The sequence below is a fragment of the Pantoea leporis genome, from assembly GCF_028048155.1.
Lineage (GTDB): Bacteria > Pseudomonadota > Gammaproteobacteria > Enterobacterales > Enterobacteriaceae > Pantoea > Pantoea leporis.
On record NZ_JALMEU010000001.1, the window covers coordinates 512,462 to 533,452 of the forward strand.

Genomic DNA, 20,991 nt, shown 5'->3' on the forward strand with positions numbered 1-20,991 from the left:
TTATATTTATTTTGCGCAGTAAAATCAGCAAGCCAAATAAACGCGCCCTTGGCGATTTTTATTTCGATCTATTTTGTGATTTCCCGCGCATTTTTATCGGTTCCTGCCGGTTATTCCGTAAAGTAAAAAGGGATAATGATTCCGTGCGTTATTTACGCGTCAGGGCCAGTGAATGATTGACTCAGTGCAGCTGCGCTTGTCCAATACCGTGGCAGATAAAGAATAAAGAAGAGAAAAATGAGCATGCAGAAGGATATTTTGCTTAAGTTGGCCGCGGTGGTGGGTGACAAACAGTTATTAACCCATGCGGATGATAAAGCCTGGTACATAAAGGGGTTCCGCGTCGGGCGCGGTGACGCGCTGGCGGTGGCGTTACCGCAAACCTTGTTGCAGCTGTGGCAAACACTGCAGGTGTGCGTGGCGCACGATGTGATTGTGTTGATGCAGGCGTCAAATACCGGCGTCACCGGCGGCTCAACGCCTGACGGCAATGATTACGACCGCGATATCGTGATCATCAGCACCCGCCAGCTCAAAGGCGTGCAGGTGATCGATCAGGCGCGCCAGGTGATCGCCTTCCCCGGCACCACCTTGACCGAACTGGAGCACACCTTACAGCCACTCGGGCGTGAACCGCACTCGGTTATTGGATCATCCTGCATCGGCGCGTCGGTGGTCGGCGGGATCTGTAATAATTCCGGTGGCTCGCTGATTCGGCGCGGCCCCGCGTTTACCGAAAAATCCCTGTTCGCCCGTATTCATGAGGATGGTCGCTTAGAGATGGTTAATCACCTCGGCATCGAGTTGGGCGACACGCCAGAAGTGATGCTGGCAAACCTGGCGCAGCAGCAGTATCAAACCGGCGAGCAAGCCGATTGGCAGGGTAAAATCTGGGCCGATGACTACGCCGACCGCTTACGAGATGTGACTGCGGATTCCCCAGCACGCTTCAATGGCGATCTGCGCTACCTTTACGACAGCTCGGGCAGCGCCGGTAAAGTGGTGGTGTTCGCTGTACGCTTGCCCACCTTCGAAGCCAGCGCCGGCAGCGACACCTTCTACATCGGCACTAACAATGAGAACGTGCTGGTGGCGCTGCGCCGTTTCCTGCTAACCGAAATGAGCGAACTGCCGCTGCAGGCGGAATATATCCATCGCAATGCCTTCGATTTAACCGTGCGCTACGCCAAGCATATGTATCTGGCGATTCGCAAACTGGGCCCGCAGGCCATTCCGCAGATGATGGCCAATAAAGCCAAATGGGATGTGCGCGTCAGCCATCTTAAATTCCTGCCGCGCAATTTTGTTGATCGGGTGCTGCAATTCTTCAACCAATTGACGCCGAGCTTTATCGCGCCGCGCATCATGGATTACCGCAGCGAGTATCAACATCATCTGATGATCAAAGTAGAGTCGCCGCAAACCGCCGAGTTGCAGAGTTTACTGCAGCAATTCTTTGCTGAGCAGCACGGCGGCTTTTTCCGCTGCAATACGCGTGAAGCGGCGGATGCGTTTTTAGTGCGCTTCGGCGTGGGCGGCTGCACCATTTCCTACTGCGACGCGCTGGGTTACAACCCCAACGAGCGGCTGGTAGCCTTCGACGTGGCGCTGCGCCGTAATGACGATGCATGGCGTTTGACGCTGCCCGATTATCTGGCGGCGCAGGTACAGGTTGATTCGTGTTGCGGGCACTTCTTCTGCTTCGTCAATCATCAGGATTACGTGCTGAAACCCGGCTACGACGCAAAAGTGTTTAAGGCAGAGGTGAAACGGTATCTGGAACAGCGCGGCGCGAAATATCCCGCCGAGCACAATGTGGGGCACCTTTATCAGGCGTCGTGTGAGCATGTCGCGCATTGGAAACAGCTTGATCCCACCAACAGCTGTAATCCAGGGATTGGTAAAACCAGTAAGAAGAAGTTTTGGCGGGAGATGTAGCAGCGGCAACCACGGGTTTCGTAGGGTGCGCATTCATCCGCTCCTGGTCACCATAAATGGCGCCCCTACAAAGACGAATAATTATGGGTACGTTTCGGTTGAACCTTTCAGCTTTGATTAACCAAAATCAACCAGCGATGCCGTTCGCGAAGCAGACGCTGATGCAGTTGCTCGAGCTGCGGCAGCGTGAGCGACTGAATAGCCGCGCGATTGAGAGTGGCCAGGCCGTGCTGCTGGCGCAGGGTTTCGAGTGCGGCCTCGCCATTGTCTTTGCTTGCGCATTGCGTCATTAAGCTTGCCTGCCATGCCGCCAGCTTTTGCGGCGAGATTGCCGCGATCTCGGCTGCCATCTCACGCATAAAGCGTTTGCAATGACCCAGCAGCGCGCGCCAGGAGATATCCGGTGATTGTAGCGCCAGCATCAAGCCATCCACATCCGCCACCCGCTGATAGCGCGCCGACACCACATAGCCAATTTGCTGATCCACGCGCAACCGCTGGAAGAAGCGCGTTTCCAGCATCAGCGCCAGCACGCGTAAAGCGGCCAGGCTGGCATCGTCGGCCTGCGGTAACGGCATAAACAGCAGCAGCGCCTGATCGTGCCCGTCGCAGGCGATGGGCACGATGCCGTGTTGCAGTCGTGCCAGCGGCGTGTCGCGCGCCAGATCCGGCGTAAAATCGCTGAGCAGATGCGCCACGCGCTGGCTTAATGCGGTATTGATGCCGCACCATGCCGCCAGCCATTGTGGCGCGGGTAATGGCTTGATCAAGCGAGTGGGCAACGCGGCGAGCAATTGACGAATCACAATCGAAGGGGTATTCGCTGCGGGCTGCGCCAGCACCGACGTGTTCAGCGCCTGTAATGCCTGATGCACGCTAAACAACGCACGATCGGCGGATGCAGGCAGATTGAGCAGCAGCTGCCAGCTGGCATGCGTCTGTTGCCAGCTGCCGTTGCCACCCGCGTGGCGCAATTCCGCCAGCAACGGGCGTAACTGGCACTGCCGCGCCTGCGCGTCTTCGTCACGCAAGGTCTGATAAAACGCCGGACGCAGCAGCAGCGTTTCAACCTGTTTTACCGGTGCAATCAGCGGCAACGGCTGCGCCACGGGCGAGAGACGAGGGAGCGGAACAGCGGCTGAAGCAGGATAGAAGTGAAACGCTGCGGGTTTGGTCGCAGCCAACGACGGCGGCAGCCACTCGGCCAGTTGCAAGGTAAAGCCCTGCGTGTGATGCGGTGCGCCGTCAATCTGTTGCTGCGTGAGCAGACGCGTGCGCGGACAATCTGGCAACGCTGCGGCAAAATCCGTGAAGTTGTCTGGCAGCGCACAACCCGGCGCGAATCCCAACGCCCGGCCGCGCAATTGCTCCAGCGGCGACAAGGTCGCGAAATCCTGCTGCGCGAGCTGTGCGTAGTGCTGCAGCTGAATCGCATTACATTCAGTTAAGGCAGCCAGATGCTGCCAAACGCGTTGCTCAATCTGTTGCGCCTGCGCCGGGGAAATGCGCCTGGCGTTAAAGCGCAGCGCCAGTAACGCTTGTTGCTCATCTTGCCATAACCAATGCGCATCAAAGGTTTCGCATAACGCCTCAACGCGCAACTGCGCCAGCAAGCTGCCCGGCGCTTCGTCCTGCCAGAATGCTGTTAATAAGGTGACATTGTCACGCATGATTTGCTCATCGCCCGCCACCAACATCGTCAGCCAGAAATTTTCTTCACCGCCTGATAGCAGTAAACGATCGCCTTGCAACAGCGTCGCTTCAACAGCCGCAGCGCATTCTCCACCCGCCAGCAAACTGCCGCCGAAGCGTGCCGCCAGCTGTTCGAGCTCATCCAGTGATTGCGGGCCTTGCAGCCAAAGTTCCATGTTTTCAGCGCAATACAGGCGGCTATGGAAGTCGCGTAATGCGGACTGCAACTCCGTGACATTGTCACCAAAAGCCTGCCGACTGCCGACGCGGAAGCGCTGGAAACGTCCCGGCAACTTATCCAGCACGGCAGCTTCACTCAGGGTGTCGGCATGGTTTTGCAGCAGTTGATACTCAGCCTCAATCACCGCCGTTTCCTGCTGAATGGCCTGCGCCGTCAGCAACGGTGACGCCAACATATCACACAGCCGCTGCACGCCCGCCGACAACGCCGCAGCTGGGAGCTGAAAGAAATAGGCGCTGCGGCTTAACTGCGTGGTGGCGTTCACCTGGCCGCCCTGCTGCTGCAGCCACGGCATCAGGCGGTCGTCGTCGCGAAAAGCTTCGCTGCCGCAAAACAGCAGATGTTCCAGCAGATGTGCCAAACCCGGCCAGCGATCCGCTTCATCCAGACTGCCGGCCTGCACGCGCATCAGCGCCGTCGCCTCACGCGCGTCGGGCTGATGATAAAGATGGCAGCGCAGGCCGTTGGCGAGCGTGAGCTGGCGCGCGTGCATCAGGTGACGCGCTGCTTAAAGATCAGTTCGGAGTTGCTGCGATTGCGGAATTGCAGCTGCTGGATTTTGATGTCGCTGCAGTTGGCTTCGCGCCGTGCTTCGAGGATCTTGCCGTGATGCGGCGATTTGCTGCACACCGGATCGGTGTTATCGGCATCGCCGGTCAGCATAAAGGCCTGACAGCGACAGCCGCCAAAGTCTTTCTCTTTTTCATCGCAGGAGCGACAGGGTTCCGGCATCCAGTCAAAGCCGCGATAGCGGTTAAAACCAAACGAGTTGTACCAGATATCGTCCAGCGTGCGCTCCAGCACCGACGGGAACGCAACCGGCAGCTGACGCGCGCTGTGGCACGGCAACGCGGTGCCGTCAGGCGTGACGCTGAGGAAGATCGATCCCCATCCGCCCATGCAGGGTTTCGGCCGCTCTTCGTAGTAATCCGGCGTCACGAACAGCAGATTGGTGAGATTGCCGCTGGCGCCCATGCGCTGACGATAATCGGCCACCACCGCTTCGGCGTTGGCGATCTGCTCGCGCGTCGGCAGCAATCCTTCACGATTGAGCTGCGCCCAGCCATAGAATTGGCAAGTCGCCAGCTCGACATCGTCGGCTTCCAGTTCGATACAGAGATCGATGATTTTGTCGATCTGGTCGATGTTATGGCGATGCAGCACGAAATTCAGCACCATCGGATAGCCGTGCGCTTTCACCGCTTTCGCCATCTCCAGCTTCTGCTGGAAGGCCTTTTTTGACCCGGCCAGCGCCGCGTTCAGCGTTTCATCGCTGGCCTGGAAGCTGATCTGGATATGATCGAGTCCGGCGTCGGCAAAGGCATCGAGTTTTTTCGCCGTCAGGCCGATGCCGGAGGTGATCAGGTTGGTGTAGAAACCGAGATCGCGCGCGGCGCGAATCAGCTCCGGCAGGTCTTTACGGGTTAGCGGTTCGCCGCCGGAAAAACCGAGCTGCACGCTGCCCATGGCGCGCGCCTGACGAAACACCTCAATCCACTGTTCGGTGGTCAGCTCTTTCTCCTGCTGGGAAAAATCCAGCGGATTGGAGCAATACGGACACTGCAGCGGGCAGCGATAGGTCAGTTCTGCCAGCAGCCACAGCGGTGGCGTCACGCTTTTACTCGGGTTCACGACACTGTATCCATTTTTGTTCGATGGCGGATTGCAGGAACTCTTTGACGTCGTCGCCGACGCCGCCCGCGTCCGGGAAACGCGCATCCAGCGTGGCAACGATCGCCGCCACATCCTGTTTGCCATCCACCAGTTCGAGGATCGCCACGGCGGTCTCGTTCAGTTTGGCCATGCCTTCCGGATAGAGCACCACATGGCTATCCTGCGCCGCTTCCCACTGCATACGGTAGCCGCGACGGAAAGCCGGAATCACATTATCTTTCATGTTGTTATACCAGTCTTGTGCTGTGCCAAGACACCTGATCGGTGACCGTATGATAAGGCGGACGTTGCAGCGCATACGCCATGGTCATGGCATCGAGCATGGTCCAGAGAATATCGAGTTTAAACTGCAGGATCTCCAGCATGCGGTTCTGCTGTTCGGCGCGGGTAAACACCTCAAGCGCCAGCGCCAGCCCATGCTCCACATCGCGGTTCGCCTGGCTCAAACGGCTGCGGAAGTAGAAATAGCCTTCCTCTTTGATCCACGGATAGTGCTGCGGCCAGCTGTCGAGACGCGACTGATGAATCTGCGGCGCAAACAGCTCGGTGAGCGAGCTACAGGCCGCTTCCTGCCAGTTAGCACGGCGCGCGAAGTTCACGTAGGCGTCCACCGCAAAACGCACGCCCGGCAGCACCAGCTTCTCTGACAGCAACACGTCACGATCCAGCCCCACCGCCTCACCCAACTGCAGCCAGGCTTCAATCCCGCCTTCGTGACCGTTGCTGCCGTCGTGATCGAGGATGCGCTGCACCCATTTACGCCGCGTCGCCGCATCCGGGCAATTCGCCATGATCGCCGCATCTTTCAGCGGAATATTGGTTTGATAGTAGAAGCGGTTCGCCACCCAGCCCTGAATCTGCTCGCGCGTCGCCTCGCCATTGTGCATGGCAATGTGATACGGGTGATGAATGTGGTAGAACGCGCCTTTATCGCGCAGCGCCTGCTCAAACGCGGCGGGCGATAATGCTTCAGTGATGATCACGATGCAAACTCCTGCAGATGAATCGCCATGCCATCCCAACTCACTTCAATGCCCTGCTGCGTCAAATAGGCGCGCTGCGGCGATTGCTCATTAAGGATCGGATTGGTGTTGTTAATGTGAATCAAAATCTTGCGTTTGGCCGGCAGCGCAGCCAGCAACGCCATTAAACCTTGTTCTTCGGCCAGCGCTAAGTGGCCCATGGCTTTGCCGGTATTTTTGCCAACGCCGGTGGCGAGCAGCTCGTCGTCCTGCCACACCGTGCCATCAATCAGCAGGCAATCGGCTTTTTGCAGCCACGGCATGATCACCGCATCCGGCTCGCCGAGCCCCGGCGCGTAGAGCAGCGTTTGGCCGTTGGCGGTGTTTTCAATGAACAGCGCCACGTTGTGGCCCGGCAGCGGGCGATCGCGATACGGCGAATACGGCGGCGCGTTGCTGAGAATCGGAATCGCGGTGAACTGCAAACTGTGGCAGACATCGACGCGGAACGGCTCCAGCGGCGTTAACGCATGATGCTGCAAGCCGCCATTCCAGTGCTGCAACATGGTGAAAATCGGGAAACCGCTGGTGAGATCGCCATGCACTTCCGGCGTGCACCACACCTGATGCGGACAGCCTTCGCGCAGGCTCAACAAGCCAGTGGTGTGATCGATTTGGCTGTCGGTGAGAATGATGCTGCCAATCGCCGTGCCGCGCAGCACACCCTTTTTAATCAGTTCTGGCGTGTGGGCAATTTGCTGGCTGATGTCCGGCGAGGCGTTGCACAGCACCCAATCTTCACCGTTGTCGCTGACAATGATCGAAGATTGGGTGCGCGCCTGCGCCTGAATGCTGCCGTTACGCAGGCCGCTGCAATTGGCGCAGTTACAGTTCCACTGCGGGAAGCCGCCGCCCGCCGCTGAACCGAGGACTTTAATAAACATGAACGTTGACCAGAGAGAGAAAACAAAATGCCCGCACGAACGGCGGGCAGAAGTCTTAGCGGTTGGAGATGTACAGAGTCACTTCCAGGCCCAGACGCAGGTCAATAAACGCAGGTTTTTTCCACATAATGGTCTTCCTCATAAAACAAAAACGCAGAGAGATCTCTGCTGAAGAGGATTGCGGCTGTGACTTAGATCACATCGCAATCCGTACGCGCGCAGATGTTGCGCCAATGTAGCGAGCAGATCAACCCTGATTCGGTAAGGGAATGGTGCTAATCCTGCCAAATTTGTTGCAACACGCGCTGCCAGTTGCCCCATGCGAGCTGCTCAAGAGCTGTTTGATCGTAGTCGAACGAACGCAACAACGCATAAAGATGCGGTAATCCGCTCACGTCTTTCAGCGCCTCAGGCACGCTGATGCCATCAAAATCGGAGCCCAGCGCCACATGATCGCGGCCCATTATCGCGATCAGGTGCTCAACATGTTTAACAATTTCGATCAATGCGGTATCGCTGTCGCGTTTTCCGTCGCTGCGCAGAAAAGCGTTGCCAAAATTCACGCCCACCACGCCGCCGCTGTCGCGGATGGCGCGCAGCTGATCGTCGGTCAGATTGCGCGGCTGCGCGCAGAGCGCGTGCGCATTGGAGTGCGTCGCCACCAGCGGCGCGGTTGACAGGCGCGCGGTGTCCCAGAAGGCTTTCTCGTTCATGTGCGACATATCGATCAGCATGCGATGCCGATTGGCAGCGGCGATCAGCTGCTCACCTTGTTCGGTCAAACTTGGCCCGCTGTCCGGTGAGTTGGGGAATGATCCGCTGACGCCTGCGCCAAAGCGATTGGGCAGATTCCAGAACGGCCCGATGCTGCGCACGCCCGCCTGGTAAAACGCATCAAGCGCTTCACCCTCGCCATCAAACCCGTCTGCGCCCTCAATATGCGCCACCAGCGCCAGCACGCCGTCAGCGCGACAGGCGGCAATATCAGCGGTGTTTAGGCATAACCGCGCCCGCCCATCAGATTGCGCCGCCAGCGTTTTCAGGATGTCGAGCTGCTGCCAGAGAATCGTCAGTGGATCGAGATTCTCCCCGGCACGCTGCGGCGCGACCTCTTTGACATAGCGCGCTGGCGGCACAAACATCGCGAACAGCCCACCGGCAAAACCGCCCTGCTGCATGCGCGGAAAATCCAGATGGCCCTTTTCGATGCCGTGAAAAAAGGCCTGCGCCGGATCCTCGCGATGATGCAGCCACAGATTGAGAAGCAGGTCGTTATGACCGTCGAAGGTTTTTAGCAACATGAGGGTTCTTTGACGAAACAACATGGCGCCATGCTACGCGCGCGCTGCTGTTTCGCCAAATGCGGGCGCACAAAGGGTTAGTTCTGCGCAACCTTTAAGCCGTGATAAAAAGTCGGTTTCACATCAAGATGCTGCTGGATCAACCCGTATTTCTGGTAGAAATCGGCGGTCTCCTGCTGCTGGCCGATGGTGGCATCATCAATGCTCTGCCAGTGCGATTTGCGACGTGAGAAGGATTTCGCCGCCGCCTCTTTCGGGAAACCGATGATTTTTGCCAGCGTGGTGGAGTACTCATCGACATGGCTGTTGGCCCAGCGATCGGCGGCGGCTAAGCGGTTGACGTAATCCTGCAGCGCCGCGCGTTTGGCTTCATCGTTTAGCGCGGCGTCGGTGGCCGCGAGGAAGCTGTTGCCGCTGGACAGGCCAACGCCGTTCACCAGCACGCGTCCGGTGTGGGTCACTTCCGCCAGCGCAGTATAAGGATCCCACGTTGACCAGGCATCCACCGAACCGTTTGCCAGCGCGATGCGCGCATCCGCCGGCGTTAAGAAGCGCCAGTTAACCTCTTTATCGCTGACGCCCGCTTGCTCCAGCGCTTTGAGCGCCTCAAAGTGACCAATCGATCCGCGTCCGGTGGCGATGTTTTTACCCTTTAGCTCCGCAACGGTTTTGATGGGTGAATCCGGGCTGACCAGCACCGCCAATCCTTCGGGTACCGATTTGCTCACCGCCACCGCTTTCACCTGCGAACCGGCCGCCAGTGAGAACAGCAGCGGCGCATCGCCGATAATACCGGCATCCACCGCACCGGCATTCAGCGCTTCCGCCAGCGGTGCCGCCGCCGGGAACTCGGCCCATTCGATTTTATAATTGAGGTTGTTCAACTGCTGCGCCGCTTCCATTTCGGCGTGCATATTTCCCTTTTGATCGGCAATGCGCAGCGTCACGGTTTCTGCCGTCGCCGCACCGCTGGCTGTCACGATTAATAGTGCCAAAGCTGCTCTTTTCATTGTGTTTTATCCCATCGCGCAAAACCCCAGCCTAACCCGCGCGCGCCAAATGACCGATGCCGATTTCGCATGAGATATGCCGCGTGGCGCATAAAGACTGTGCATGCAATCACCGCAATTATCGTAGCCGCGCAATTTATTGCGCAATGTCGGGAGGAGCGCGGTGTCGCCTGAAAAATGCGCGATTAATCGCGCCGCTACAGAGTGTGCGCGCAAGAGTCTGAACCCGGTTGTCACTTTTGCGCGAGTGGTTGTCAGCAATGCGCGAGTCGCGCCGCGCGATGCTGGGCGAGACTGAACGCCACATTACAAGGAGATCGTTATGCTCACGCAACCCGCTACAAAATACCGCCCGTTTCCGGTTATCGACTTACCCGATCGTCAGTGGCCCTCGCGCCAGCTGACGCAGGCACCGCGCTGGCTCTCTACCGACTTACGCGACGGCAATCAGGCGCTGGCGACACCGATGGACAGCGCGCGCAAGCTGGAGTTCTGGCAACTGCTGCTGCGCTGTGGCTTTAAGGAGATTGAGGTGGCCTTTCCGGCGGCATCGCAGACCGATTTTGATTTTGTCCGTTTGCTGATTGAGCAGAAGCACATTCCAGACGATGTGGCGATTCAGGTGTTGACCCAGGCGCGCAGCGATCTGATTGATCGCACTTTCGACGCGCTGCGTGGCGCGCCGAACGCCATTATTCATCTCTACAACGCCACCGCGCCGCTGTTCCGCGAGCGCGTGTTCCGCCAGAGCAAAGCCGAGATTATCGAACTGGCCTGCGCCGGTGCGCGTCAAATTCGCGCCCGTTGCGAAGCGCAAAAGGATACCGCGTGGACCTTCGAGTATTCGCCAGAAACCTTCTGCTTTACCGAACCGGAGTTTGCGCTGGAGATTTGCGAAGCGGTGGCGGCGATTTGGCAGCCGGGCCCGGCGCGTCCGATGATCATCAACCTGCCCGCGACCGTCGAAGTGAACACGCCGAACGTCTATGCCGATCAGATTGAGGTTTTCTGTCGCCACTTCAGCCAGCGATCGCAGGTCGCGATCAGCGTGCATCCGCATAACGATCGCGGTACCGGCATCGCCTGCGCCGAGCTGGCGCTGCTGGCGGGTGCCGATCGCGTGGAAGGCTGTTTGTTTGGCAACGGCGAGCGCACCGGCAACGTCGATATCGTCACGCTGGCACTCAATCTCTACACTCAGGGCATCGCGCCGCAGCTCGATTTCAGCGATATCCAGCAGGTGCTGGAAGTGGTGACGCGCTGCAACCAGCTGCCAGTGCATCCGCGTCATCCGTATGCAGGTGAACTGGTGTTTACCGCCTTCTCCGGTTCGCATCAGGATGCGATACGCAAAGGCTTTGCCGCCCGTGCTGAGCGTGAAGAAGCAATCTGGCAGATGCCGTATCTGCCGCTCGATCCGCTGGATATCGGCTGCAGCTACGAAGCGGTGATCCGCGTTAACAGTCAATCGGGTCAAGGCGGCGCCGCCTGGCTGCTGGAGCAGAATCACGGTCTGCAGCTGCCGCGCGGCTTGCAGCAGGATTTCAGCCGTCTGGTGCAACAGCAAACCGACCAGCACGGTCAGGAGATGACCCATCACGCGCTGTGGCAGTTGTTTTGTCAGCATTACGGCTTAACGCAGCCCGTGCGTTGTTTGCTGGAAGCGGAAAGTCACAGCGACGATAAAGGCGAAACGCGCCTCAAGGCGCGGCTGCAACAGGGCGCGAAGCGGTTGATGCTGGAAGGTAAAGGCAACGGCTTGCTCTCAGCCGCCGTTGCCGCGCTGCGTCAGCGCTATGACGTAATCATCACCATTGAGGATTATCACGAACACACGCTGGGCAAACGCAGCGACAGTCGTTCGGTGACCTACATCAGCTGCATTAATGCACGCGGGGAACGCGCGTGGGGCGTGGGCATTGATAATGATGTGGCGCGCGCTTCACTGCAGGCGCTGCTCAACGCAGCGCACGCTTTTCTGCCGCAGGAAAGTAGTTCGCTGGCGTGACGCCGAGCACGCGGCGAAACATCGCGCTGAAGGCGCTCGGGCTGTCATAACCGAGATCGAGCGCCACCGTCAGCACGCTATCGCCCTGCGCTAAGCGGGTTAACGCCACGCTCAGTCGCGCGCGGCGCACCCAGTCGCTGAATTGTAACCCGGTTTCGCGACTAAAATGGCGCGCCAGCGTGCGTTCGGCCACGCAGAGTTGCGTAGCCGCGCGGGCCAGCGTCCAGTTTTCCCCGGGCGCTTGCTGGATCTGCTGGCACAAACTCAGCAGCCGCTCGCTCTCCGGCAGCGGCAGACCAAACGGCAGCACATCCATCACGCGGATCTCATCGAGGATCAGCTCGTAAATCCGCTCAGCGCGGCTGCCGGTAACGTACTGCTCCGGCAGCGCCAGCGCGCTAACAATCAACTCACGCAGCAGCGGCGAAATCTGCACCACCTGACAACTGGCGGGCAGATCGGCGCGCGCCAGCGGATCCACAAACAGCGTGCGCGCGGCCACCGCGCCAACTATGTGCAGTGCGTGACGCGTCCCCGCCGGCAGCCAGACGCCGCGACTCGGCGGCACAATCCAGCTGCCGTGCTGCGTTTCCACTTTCACCACGCCGCTCAGCGTGTGGATCAGCTGGGCGCAAGCGTGGTGATGCCACGGCTCCGCGTCGCCATGCGCATAATCGTGCGCATAGGGCACCAGCGGACGATAGGCGAAGTCGAAGTTGAGCCGCGCACTCATGTTAGCGTTTCAGATATTGATAAACCGCCGCCAGATCCTGCTCGCCGTAACCGGCATCTACCGCTTGCTGCCAGACATCCACAATGTTTTCCAGCGCCGGCAGTTTGCTATCGCCCGCCGCATCCAGCGCCAGTTTGGCGTCTTTCAGCGCCCACACCAGATGCATCTGCGGGGTGAAATCGCCGCTGGCAATCATGCCGAGTTTCATTTTGGCGTACGGTGCCGCCAGCGGACCGCCATCCAGCACTTTCCACAGATCGTCGGTGCTGAAACCAAACTCTTCCGCCAGACGCGTGCTTTCCGCCAGGCTCTGCATCAGACCAATCAGCCAGCTATTCACCACCAGCTTCATGCGCGAACTGGCGCCCGCCTCGCCCAGCCATTGCGTGCCTTTACCGATCGCGGCGAACACCTGCTCGGCGGCCTGCGCATTGCTCTGATCGCCGCTGGCCATCACCAGGATTTGCGCATTCTCTGCTGGCGCTTTAGTGCCGGAAACCGGTGCATCGATAAACACTACGTCCGTACGCGTGCTTTTGAATTCCGCGATCAGTTGATCGGTGGCGGCCACGCCGATGGTGCCCATCTGGCAAATTGTCGCGCCCTGCTTGAGCGCGGAGCTGGCGTCGTTCAGCGCCTGACGCGTGGTATCGCCGTCGGCCAGCATGGCGATCACCACATCCGCGCCACTCACCGCTTGCGCAGCGCTGTCGGCCAGCGTGATACCTGCATCCAGCAGATCTTCGCCTTTGGCACGCGTGCGGTTCCAGCCGCGCACCGTGAAGCCTTTTTTCAACAGGTTAGCGGCAAACGCATGCCCCATCGCGCCCAATCCCAGTACCGCGACCACAGGTTGTTGACTCATCATTCCCTCTCTTTTGTGCCTTAAGACAAAACCGCCAGACTGACAGAATTTCCCTGACGCAGCCAGCCAGAGATGCCATGAAAAAACATTTTCAACACCGCAATGATGAATAATCCGTCATACTATTTACGCTTTTCAAACAAATGATAAAACGATTAACATACGCGCCATTAATGTTCCATTCGGTACATTCCACGCCCTTTTTACGGTCTTTCATAATGAAAATAGCTTTACTGCGACAGGCTTCGCTGCTGATGCTGCCTGCGATGTTACCGGTCTCGGCGCTGGCGGCAAACGCGGCCAGCAACACCATGGTGGTGAGCGCGGCGCCGTCCGCATCCGGACTCTCTGAACTGGATACGCCAGCGGCAGTTAGTGTGGTGTCCGGCGACGATATGCGCCACGCGGCACCGCGCGTCAATTTGTCAGAAAACCTCAGCAGCGTGCCCGGTTTGCAAATTCAAAACCGCCAGAACTATGCGCAGGACCTGCAGATTTCGGTGCGCGGTTTTGGTTCGCGTTCCACCTTTGGCCTGCGCGGCATTCGTATGTACGTCGACGGGATCCCCGCCACCATGCCCGATGGCCAGGGACAAACTTCCAACATCGATATCGGCTCCATCGATCACATCGACGTGCTGCGCGGCCCCTTCTCGGCGCTGTACGGCAACTCGTCGGGCGGCGTGATTAACGTTGAAACCGAAACCGGACAGCAACCCACCACGCTGGAAGCCAGCAGCTGGTACGGCAGTTACGGCAGCTGGCGCAACAGCGTTAAAGCCAGCGGCGCAACCGGCGACGGTACGCAAGCCGGCGACGTCAACTACACGGTTTCCGCCTCGCGTTTTACCACGCACGGCTTCCGCGATCACAGCTCGGCGCAGAAAAACCTCGGCAACGCCAAACTCGGCGTGCGCATCGATGATGTCAGCACCCTGACGCTGCTGTTCAACAGCGTGCACGTTGAAGCGCAGGACCCGGGCGGTTTGACCGCTGAGCAGTGGAAAAATAATCCACGCCAGGTCGCCAGCAACGTGAGCTTGTACGACGCGCGTAAAACCGTCGATCAGACGCAAGCGGGCCTGCACTATCAGCGCCAGATGAGTGAAAACGATGACCTGAGCGTGATGATGTACGCGGGTGAACGTGAAACCACGCAGTATCAATCCATTCCTAAAGCCACCCAGCTGCGCGCAGGTTATCCCGGCGGCGTGATCGCTTTGTCGCGTCATTATCAGGGCATTGATACCCGCTGGACGCACCGCGACGCGCTGTTCACCATTCCGGTAACCTTCACTGGCGGGCTCGACTATGAAACCATGACTGAGAAGCGTAAAGGTTATCAAAACTTTAACGGCGACGAGTTGGGCGTACAGGGCGAGATGCGTCGTAATGAACGCAACCTGATGTGGAACCTCGATCCCTATCTGCAAACCGCGTGGCAGCTAACCGATAAACTGTCACTGGATGCTGGCGTGCGTTTCAGCACGGTGAATTTCGACTCCAATGACTATTACGTCACCGACAGCGATCCCGATGACAGCGGCAATCGTCGCTATCACCGCTGGTTGCCTGCCGCTGCGCTGAATTACGCCATTGATAACAGCTGGAACGCCTACGTTTCTGCTGGTCGCGGCTTCGAAACGCCGACGCTGAATGAGTTGTCCTATCGCGCCGCCGATCAGGCCGGACTGAATCTCAACCTGCAACCTGCCACCAGCGAAACGGTTGAACTGGGCAGTAAAAAACGCATCGGCAACGGACTGTTAACGGCGGCGATTTTCCAGACTGACACCAAAAACGAGATCGTTTCCGACAGCAGCTTTGAAGGCCGCACCAGCTACAAAAACGCCGGTGAAACCCGCCGTCGTGGATTGGAGCTGGGCCTCGACCAGCAATTCGGCGAGAGCTGGCGCTTCAAAGCCGCGTGGACCTTGCTGGATGCCCGCTACCGCTCTAACGCCTGCGGCACCGAAAGCTGCGACGGCAACCGCATTCCCGGCATTGCCCGTAACATGGCTTACGCCGGACTGGCTTACGCGCCCGATCAAGGCTGGTATGCCGGAACCGATGTGCGCTACCTGAGCGATATCGCGGCGGATGATGAGAATGACGTGAAAGCGCCGTCTTATACCGTGGTCGGCGTGAACAGCGGTTATAAGTGGCTGGTGCAGAACTGGACGTTGGATCTATTTGGCCGCGTCGATAACCTGTTTGATCGCAACTACATCGGTTCAGTTATCGTGAATGAAAGCAACGGTCGCTATTACGAACCGGCGCCGGGTCGCAATTACAGTGTGGGCCTGACGGTGAGTTATGCGTTTCAGTAAATAAACGCGTTGGATAGATGATATTAAAGCCCTGCAAGCCGCTTGCGGGGCTTTTTATTGGTTGAATATTGTCCAGCACGGCATATTGCTTTATAGTTATGTAGCAACATCTCTACATATCATGGAGGTCGTGATGACAGTGACGAGAATCAGCAGTCGAGCTTTTAATCAGGAGGTATCCCGGGCCAAGAAAGCCGCCGAGGAAGGCCCGGTTTATATTACTGACCGTGGCAATCCTGCACATGTTTTACTGACATTTGAAGCGTATAAAAAACTCACGGGTTCAAACCGAAGCATCGTAGATTCACTCGCCATGCCGGACGGCGTAGATATCGATTTTGAGCCAGAACGTGCGACCATAATCAACAGGGATGTGGAGTTCTAATGCGCTATTTGCTGGATACCAATGTTATTTCAGAATTACGTAAGGCAGGGACGCCTAAAGCCAATCCTCAGGTGATTGCCTGGGCTAAAAGCATTGATGCTGAAGAGATGTTTATTTCAGCATTAACGCTGATGGAAATTGAAAAAGGTATCCTTAAGTTCGCCCGTAAAGACCCTCAGCAAGCTCATCATTTACAGCGCTGGTATCAAGAGCAGGTTCTGACAGAATTTGCCTGGCGCACACTTTCAATTGATAGCAGCGTGGCCCGTCTTTGCGCTCAGCTGCATATTCCTGATGAACGCCCACATACCGACGCGCTGATCGCGGCGACAGCGATTCATCACGAGCTGATTCTGGTTACGCGTAACGTACGGGATTTTGATACCACTGGCGTGATGTTGCTGAATCCATGGCAGGAACGGTAGGCTCGCCATTCATGGCGTCCTGCAAGCAGGTGCGCATGAATGCGCACCTTACGATGAACCTTACTTCAACAACGCCAGCACATCATCGGTGGTGCCGGTTTCGCCCAGGCGCGGGAAGATACGCTCGACGCTGTTTTTATGCGTTTCGGCATTCAGGCAGGTCATGGCGTCGGTTGCCAACGTGACGTTGTAACCCAGCTCATACGCCTGACGCGCCGTGGATTCCACGCCGATGCTGGTGGCGATGCCGCAAATCACCACTTGTGTGATGCCGCGCTGCTGCAGCTGCTCGTGCAGATCCGTGTTATGGAAAGCGCCCCAGGTTTTTTTGGTAATGATGATGTCACCGCGCTGCTGCGCCAGGTCCGGCACCAACGTCGCCCAATCGGCGGGCAGATCGCCAGCGTGTTTCGGCTGTTCGTTACGGCCAGGCGCGCCGCCCGCAACGTTGACCAGCACCACCGGGCGCTTTTGCCCGCGGAATGCATCGGCCAGACGCGCTGAGCGCTCAATCACGTCATGCGCCTCTAACGGTGCGACCGGCAACGCAACAATGCCGTTTTGCAGGTCAATCACAATCAGCGCGGTGTTGTCGTCAAGGGTAGTTAAAGCCATGTTGAGTCCTCTCAGGATTATTGGTCGGCAAGTCGTTGCAGTAAGGGAAGCGCGGCCAGCAGCGTGTGCTGTTCCTGCGGGTTCAGTTGCGTTGCGATGCTGTTGAGCAGCCAGTCATCACGCTGTGCGCGGTTGGCAGCAATCAGTTTCAGGCAGGCATCGGTGGGTTGATAGCGGGTTTTGCGGCCATCCAGCGGATCGGCTGCGCCCTGCACCATACCCAGCGTCTGCAGGCTCGCCACGGTGGCACCCATCGACTGCGTGCGCACCCCTTCCAGCGTAGCCAATTCTGTTACCGTCATCGCGCCATCGCGCACCAGATAGCCGAGTACCGACACCTGCGGCCAGGTGAGATCCCCCGGCGGCGCCGATTCACGCAGGCGACGCGCCAGTTTGCCATTGATGCTGCGCAGTAACGCCGCCGCGCTGTTGAGGTCGCTCATGGCACCTTCTCCTTACTGATGAGCCGCGAGTATATAAATACGAAGGCAAACTGGGTAGTTTACCTTCGTATCAATTTGTAATTGTGCAAGATTGTTAGGTGGTCGCCATGCATGGCGATCCTAGGCGCGCAGCAGATAATGAATCAAACTGTGGAAACGCAGCGGCGTGCTGAGGGGATTGCGGTAGCTGTGCGGCGTATCGGCGGCGAACTGGCTGGCCTGGCCCGAAAGCAAGCGACGCCATGTGCCTTCCACGCCCAGCAACAATTCGCCTTCCAGCACCACAACCTGCTCAATCACCCCGCTTTCATGCGCTGATGAATCACTCTGCGCGCCACCCGCCAGTGTCACTTCCAGCAGATCAAAATGCAGTCTGGCATCGTACGGCAGCAGCGGCTTGACCTGCATCTGCGCGTTGGGCTGGCTGAAGGTCGCCACGCTGCCCGGCGGTTGATCGCTGCCCTGCACAAAGAAGGAAAACGGCACGTTAAAGCCAGTGGCAATTTTCCACAGCGTCGCCACCGTGGGGCTCGATTCACCGCGCTCGATTTGGCCGAGCATCGCTTTGCTCACGCCGGTGCGATCCGCTGCCAGCGTCAGGCTCCAGCCGTTGGCCTGACGCAGCTGTTTCAGCGCCAGACTCAAATGTTGATGCAAATTTTCCATGTGTTCTCCCGAAAAGCTCGCGCGCAGTGTAGCACTTGTGCGCTATAACGCTCCATGCCACAATGTGCGTTATAACGCACAATCGGATGTGACCTGATGACCACCGCCACCACACGCAGTGCCTTCTCTTTCCCGATGCTGATTTCGGGTTTTATCGCCGTGCTGGTGGGCTACAGCAGCACGGCAGCGCTGATCTTCCAGGCGGCGCAGGCGGCGGGCGCTTCGCCGGCGCAGATTGGCGGCTGGCTGTCGATGCTCGGCGTAGGTATGGGGTTGGCCTCGCTCGGCTTATCGCTATGGACACGCATGCCGATCCTCGCGGCCTGGTCGACGCCTGGCGCGGCGCTGCTCGCCACCAGCGTGCAGGGTTTGACGCTGAATGAAGTGGTGGGCGTGTTTGTCGCCACCAACCTGTTAATTGTGTTATGCGGCGTTACCGGCCTGTTCGCCCGCCTGATGAATCACATTCCGCAGTCGCTGGCGGCCGCGATGTTGGCCGGGATTCTGCTGAAATTTGGCATCGGCACCTTTAGCGGTTTGCAGAGCAATTTCGCGCTGTGCGGCAGCATGTATCTGGTGTGGTTGTTGAGCCGCCGCTGGCTGCCGCGCTACGCCATCATTCTGGCGTTGATCGCGGGCGTGCTGGTGGCGCTCGGCCAGCAATCGATCCACTTTCCGCCGCATGCGCTGGCGATCAGTCGGCCGGAATTCATCATGCCGCAGTTTAATCTGGCGGCGCTGATTGGCGTGGGTTTGCCCTATTTTCTCGTCACCATGGCGTCGCAAAATGCGCCCGGCATCGCCACCTTGCAGGCGCACGGCTATCAGCCGCCGGTATCTGCGCTCACCGGCTGGACCGGCTTTATCGCTTTAGCGCTGTCGCCGTTTGGCGGGTTTTCGGTGTGTATCGCTGCGATTACCGCTGCTATCTGTATGGGCGACGATGTCGATCCGAATCCGGCGCGCCGCTGGATGGCATCGGCATTGGCGGGCGTGTTCTATCTGCTGACCGGATTTACCGGCGGATTGATCGCCATCATGCTGAGCGCCTTGCCGCCGGTGTTGATTGCCACGCTGGCGGGTCTCGCGCTGCTGGCTACGCTGTCCGGCAGTTTGCAGCGCGCCTTAGCCGAACCGGATCAGCGCGACAGCGCCATCGTGGCGTTTCTGATCACCGCCAGCGGTGTTTCGCTGCTCGGCATCGGCTCCGCCTTTTGGGGTTTGCTCGGCGGCATGTTGACCTATGTGATCCTTTCCCCGCGCAGCCGCGCTTAAAATTTCAGCAATCTTCTCCGCACGGGGGAAAAACGCCCTGTTTTTCCCCCTTTATCAGCCGTTTGATTTCGCTGCATTTGGCTTAAGATCACTATCATCGCCAAAAACACACACTGTTCTGCCTCAGACAACCACCGATAAGGGCCCAACGAGTGGCAAAAACTTTTCTGCGCAGCGGCAATCTGGACACGGTACTGGCACTGGGTGAAAACGGCCAGCCGGTCTGGACGTCCGCGCTGCAAATCCGTGAAACCCTGCGCCTGCGCCGCCAAACCACGCTGGCCAATTGCCTCGCGATCCCGCAGGTCAACGAGCGCGGTGACCGCCTCGATTGGTACGCCCCGTTTACTGGCAAAGTAAAATCCTGGCTGGGTGCCAGCGATCACGAGCGCCGTCAGGCGCTGGAACTGCTGACGCTAAACCAGCAGGATCTGCAGGCGCTGAGCCTGCGCGCGCGCGACGCGGAGAATCCGGCGATGCGCTTGTTTGGTGCGTTGCTGAGCAAAACGTTGCAGTTCCCGGATCAGCAGTACGTTTATCTGGTGGATGGCAAACCGGTGATCACCTTCTGGGGCTTTGTTGATCCGCAGGCGCGTTCGCGTGATGACGCGCTGGCCTGCCTGCGCGATTCGCTGGAAGATGCGCTGCCGCCGCTGCTGCCAGAACCGCCAGCACCTGCTCCGCTGGTGGTTGCGCCGCTGATCGAGGTGCCGCCTGCTGCTGCTCAACCGCTGATCGAGCCGGAACCTGAAGCCGAAGAACCGGCGGTTGAGGACATTGCTGAGCCCGCGCCTGAATCGCTCCCCGAACCTGTCGCGCCGCCACGTCGCGCCTTTACCGTGCGTCCGCTGATGCTGCTGTTGCTGGTTGCGGCGCTGGTGGCTGCGGGCGTCGCCTACTGGCTGCACAGCGCGCCGCAATCTGCTGCGATTAGCGTTGCGGATGTGCCGGTGCCGGTGAGTAAGCCGCCTGCCGTGATGGTTAAAGCGGAAAAACTCGCCGCCACACTGCCACAAACCGCCGCCACCGTCGTTGCCGCCGCGCCGGTTGCCACACCTGTCGCGCCGCCTGAGGTGGTCGCTGAACACACCGAACCGGCCAAAGCGGATGATTTGGTGATGACCACCGAAGATGCGCGCGTTGGATCGGTGAAATTTATTAACGGCACCTGGCGCGTCACGTTGCGTCAAACCAATCTGCCGACCGGCAAACCGCCAAGCCTGCGCTATCAAATCCGCAACGGCAAAGGCACCGCCACCATTACCCAGGGCGACAACATCCGCTGTAAAGCCGATGTCACCGCCGCGATGACCAGCGCCGGCAGCATGGAAGTGCGCAGCCGCTATACTGCGACCTGCAGCGATAAATCGCGTTACCGCATGCCGGAACTGGTGTGTAAAGCCGGTGATGGCATCGCCAGCTGTACTGCGCAATACGGCGCAGATCAGGTCTTCCCGTTGACGATTAAGCGTGAGAGTAAGTAA

General features: G+C 58.6%; 20 protein-coding genes. 7 read left to right on the plus strand and 13 right to left on the minus strand.

Features of this window, described 5'->3' with window-relative positions:
- Positions 1–237 precede the first annotated feature (237 nt).
- Entirely contained in the window at positions 238–1,938 is a 1,701-nt protein-coding gene (gene dld, locus MWH02_RS02375; RefSeq protein WP_271459834.1) for a D-lactate dehydrogenase, read from the plus strand.
- A 107-nt stretch (positions 1,939–2,045) separates the two neighbouring features.
- Here the strand turns inward: dld and pqqF are convergent, their stop codons facing one another.
- The 8 genes from pqqF to MWH02_RS02415 form a co-directional block, all read right to left on the minus strand.
- Complete coding sequence (pqqF, locus tag MWH02_RS02380) at positions 2,046–4,364, minus strand: pyrroloquinoline quinone biosynthesis protein PqqF (RefSeq protein WP_271459835.1); 2,319 nt, start codon at positions 4,362–4,364, stop codon at positions 2,046–2,048.
- The gene (pqqE, locus tag MWH02_RS02385) at positions 4,364–5,503 is read right to left on the minus strand and encodes a pyrroloquinoline quinone biosynthesis protein PqqE (RefSeq protein WP_101764482.1); all 1,140 of its coding nucleotides are present in this window, start codon (positions 5,501–5,503) and stop codon (positions 4,364–4,366) included. The genes pqqF and pqqE overlap by 1 nt, the downstream gene beginning before the upstream one ends.
- Positions 5,490–5,768 carry a pyrroloquinoline quinone biosynthesis peptide chaperone PqqD gene (pqqD, locus tag MWH02_RS02390; protein WP_061720121.1) on the minus strand — a complete coding sequence of 93 codons (279 nt, stop codon included), beginning with the start codon at positions 5,766–5,768 and terminating at the stop codon, positions 5,490–5,492. Before pqqD ends, pqqE begins: the two co-directional genes overlap by 14 nt.
- Before the next feature lie 4 nt (positions 5,769–5,772).
- Positions 5,773–6,528, minus strand: coding sequence for a pyrroloquinoline-quinone synthase PqqC (gene pqqC / locus MWH02_RS02395; RefSeq protein ID WP_137385725.1), 756 nt, complete (start codon positions 6,526–6,528; stop codon positions 5,773–5,775).
- Positions 6,525–7,451, minus strand: a complete 927-nt coding sequence (gene pqqB / locus MWH02_RS02400; protein ID WP_061720123.1) for a pyrroloquinoline quinone biosynthesis protein PqqB — start codon at positions 7,449–7,451, stop codon at positions 6,525–6,527. Before pqqB ends, pqqC begins: the two co-directional genes overlap by 4 nt.
- Before the next feature lie 55 nt (positions 7,452–7,506).
- Entirely contained in the window at positions 7,507–7,578 is a 72-nt protein-coding gene (pqqA, locus tag MWH02_RS02405) for a pyrroloquinoline quinone precursor peptide PqqA (RefSeq protein WP_002905689.1), read from the minus strand.
- Positions 7,579–7,726: 148 nt separating this feature from the next.
- Positions 7,727–8,752, minus strand: coding sequence for a dipeptidase (locus tag MWH02_RS02410; RefSeq protein WP_271459836.1), 1,026 nt, complete (start codon positions 8,750–8,752; stop codon positions 7,727–7,729).
- 77 nt (positions 8,753–8,829) lie between these two features.
- On the minus strand, positions 8,830–9,762 hold the full coding sequence (locus tag MWH02_RS02415) for an ABC transporter substrate-binding protein (protein WP_271459837.1): 933 nt from the start codon (positions 9,760–9,762) through the stop codon (positions 8,830–8,832).
- A gap of 322 nt (positions 9,763–10,084) precedes the next feature.
- Between MWH02_RS02415 and leuA the strand changes: the two genes are divergently transcribed.
- Complete coding sequence (gene leuA, locus MWH02_RS02420) at positions 10,085–11,770, plus strand: 2-isopropylmalate synthase (protein ID WP_271459838.1); 1,686 nt, start codon at positions 10,085–10,087, stop codon at positions 11,768–11,770.
- Here the strand turns inward: leuA and MWH02_RS02425 are convergent.
- Both MWH02_RS02425 and MWH02_RS02430 read right to left on the minus strand, forming a co-directional pair.
- Positions 11,721–12,503, minus strand: a complete 783-nt coding sequence (locus tag MWH02_RS02425) for an AraC family transcriptional regulator (protein WP_271459839.1) — start codon at positions 12,501–12,503, stop codon at positions 11,721–11,723. The genes leuA and MWH02_RS02425 overlap by 50 nt on opposite strands.
- Position 12,504: 1 nt before the next feature.
- Complete coding sequence (locus MWH02_RS02430) at positions 12,505–13,482, minus strand: NAD(P)-dependent oxidoreductase (protein ID WP_369415261.1); 978 nt, start codon at positions 13,480–13,482, stop codon at positions 12,505–12,507.
- Positions 13,483–13,586: 104 nt separating this feature from the next.
- On the opposite strand from MWH02_RS02430, the gene pqqU reads away from it, so the two are divergent.
- The 3 genes from pqqU to MWH02_RS02445 all read left to right on the plus strand — a co-directional run bounded on the left by pqqU (position 13,587) and on the right by MWH02_RS02445 (position 16,508).
- Complete coding sequence (gene pqqU / locus MWH02_RS02435; protein ID WP_271459840.1) at positions 13,587–15,698, plus strand: TonB-dependent receptor PqqU; 2,112 nt, start codon at positions 13,587–13,589, stop codon at positions 15,696–15,698.
- A 133-nt stretch (positions 15,699–15,831) separates the two neighbouring features.
- Positions 15,832–16,083 (plus strand): type II toxin-antitoxin system prevent-host-death family antitoxin, encoded by a 252-nt coding sequence (locus tag MWH02_RS02440; RefSeq protein WP_101764487.1) that lies wholly within the window; start codon positions 15,832–15,834, stop codon positions 16,081–16,083.
- Complete coding sequence (locus tag MWH02_RS02445; protein ID WP_101764488.1) at positions 16,083–16,508, plus strand: type II toxin-antitoxin system VapC family toxin; 426 nt, start codon at positions 16,083–16,085, stop codon at positions 16,506–16,508. Before MWH02_RS02440 ends, MWH02_RS02445 begins: the two co-directional genes overlap by 1 nt.
- Positions 16,509–16,568: 60 nt before the next feature.
- Here the strand turns inward: MWH02_RS02445 and MWH02_RS02450 are convergent, their stop codons facing one another.
- The 3 genes from MWH02_RS02450 to MWH02_RS02460 all read right to left on the minus strand — a co-directional run bounded on the left by MWH02_RS02450 (position 16,569) and on the right by MWH02_RS02460 (position 18,232).
- Entirely contained in the window at positions 16,569–17,123 is a 555-nt protein-coding gene (locus MWH02_RS02450; RefSeq protein ID WP_101764489.1) for an isochorismatase family protein, read from the minus strand.
- 17 nt (positions 17,124–17,140) lie between these two features.
- Complete coding sequence (locus MWH02_RS02455) at positions 17,141–17,566, minus strand: MarR family winged helix-turn-helix transcriptional regulator (protein WP_192411906.1); 426 nt, start codon at positions 17,564–17,566, stop codon at positions 17,141–17,143.
- Positions 17,567–17,686: 120 nt separating this feature from the next.
- Entirely contained in the window at positions 17,687–18,232 is a 546-nt protein-coding gene (locus MWH02_RS02460; RefSeq protein WP_271459841.1) for a helix-turn-helix domain-containing protein, read from the minus strand.
- Positions 18,233–18,328: 96 nt separating this feature from the next.
- On the opposite strand from MWH02_RS02460, the gene MWH02_RS02465 reads away from it, so the two are divergent.
- The gene (locus tag MWH02_RS02465) at positions 18,329–19,507 is read left to right on the plus strand and encodes a benzoate/H(+) symporter BenE family transporter (protein ID WP_271459842.1); all 1,179 of its coding nucleotides are present in this window, start codon (positions 18,329–18,331) and stop codon (positions 19,505–19,507) included.
- A gap of 152 nt (positions 19,508–19,659) precedes the next feature.
- Positions 19,660–20,991 (plus strand): SrfA family protein, encoded by a 1,332-nt coding sequence (locus MWH02_RS02470; protein WP_271459843.1) that lies wholly within the window; start codon positions 19,660–19,662, stop codon positions 20,989–20,991.

Bases quoted from the DNA above. Each gene is read 5' to 3' on its own strand.
- MWH02_RS02450 (WP_101764489.1), bottom strand. From the start codon at position 17,123: ATGGCTTTAACTACCCTTGACGACAACACCGCGCTGATTGTGATTGAC.
- pqqF (WP_271459835.1), bottom strand. From the start codon at position 4,364: ATGCACGCGCGCCAGCTCACGCTCGCCAACGGCCTGCGCTGCCATCTT.
- MWH02_RS02460 (WP_271459841.1), bottom strand. From the start codon at position 18,232: ATGGAAAATTTGCATCAACATTTGAGTCTGGCGCTGAAACAGCTGCGT.
- MWH02_RS02445 (WP_101764488.1), top strand. From the start codon at position 16,083: ATGCGCTATTTGCTGGATACCAATGTTATTTCAGAATTACGTAAGGCA.
- MWH02_RS02465 (WP_271459842.1), top strand. From the start codon at position 18,329: ATGACCACCGCCACCACACGCAGTGCCTTCTCTTTCCCGATGCTGATT.
- MWH02_RS02440 (WP_101764487.1), top strand. From the start codon at position 15,832: ATGACAGTGACGAGAATCAGCAGTCGAGCTTTTAATCAGGAGGTATCC.
- MWH02_RS02455 (WP_192411906.1), bottom strand. From the start codon at position 17,566: ATGAGCGACCTCAACAGCGCGGCGGCGTTACTGCGCAGCATCAATGGC.
- leuA (WP_271459838.1), top strand. From the start codon at position 10,085: ATGCTCACGCAACCCGCTACAAAATACCGCCCGTTTCCGGTTATCGAC.
- pqqB (WP_061720123.1), bottom strand. From the start codon at position 7,451: ATGTTTATTAAAGTCCTCGGTTCAGCGGCGGGCGGCGGCTTCCCGCAG.
- pqqU (WP_271459840.1), top strand. From the start codon at position 13,587: ATGAAAATAGCTTTACTGCGACAGGCTTCGCTGCTGATGCTGCCTGCG.
- pqqD (WP_061720121.1), bottom strand. From the start codon at position 5,768: ATGAAAGATAATGTGATTCCGGCTTTCCGTCGCGGCTACCGTATGCAG.
- MWH02_RS02415 (WP_271459837.1), bottom strand. From the start codon at position 9,762: ATGAAAAGAGCAGCTTTGGCACTATTAATCGTGACAGCCAGCGGTGCG.
- dld (WP_271459834.1), top strand. From the start codon at position 238: ATGAGCATGCAGAAGGATATTTTGCTTAAGTTGGCCGCGGTGGTGGGT.
- MWH02_RS02410 (WP_271459836.1), bottom strand. From the start codon at position 8,752: ATGTTGCTAAAAACCTTCGACGGTCATAACGACCTGCTTCTCAATCTG.
- MWH02_RS02425 (WP_271459839.1), bottom strand. From the start codon at position 12,503: ATGAGTGCGCGGCTCAACTTCGACTTCGCCTATCGTCCGCTGGTGCCC.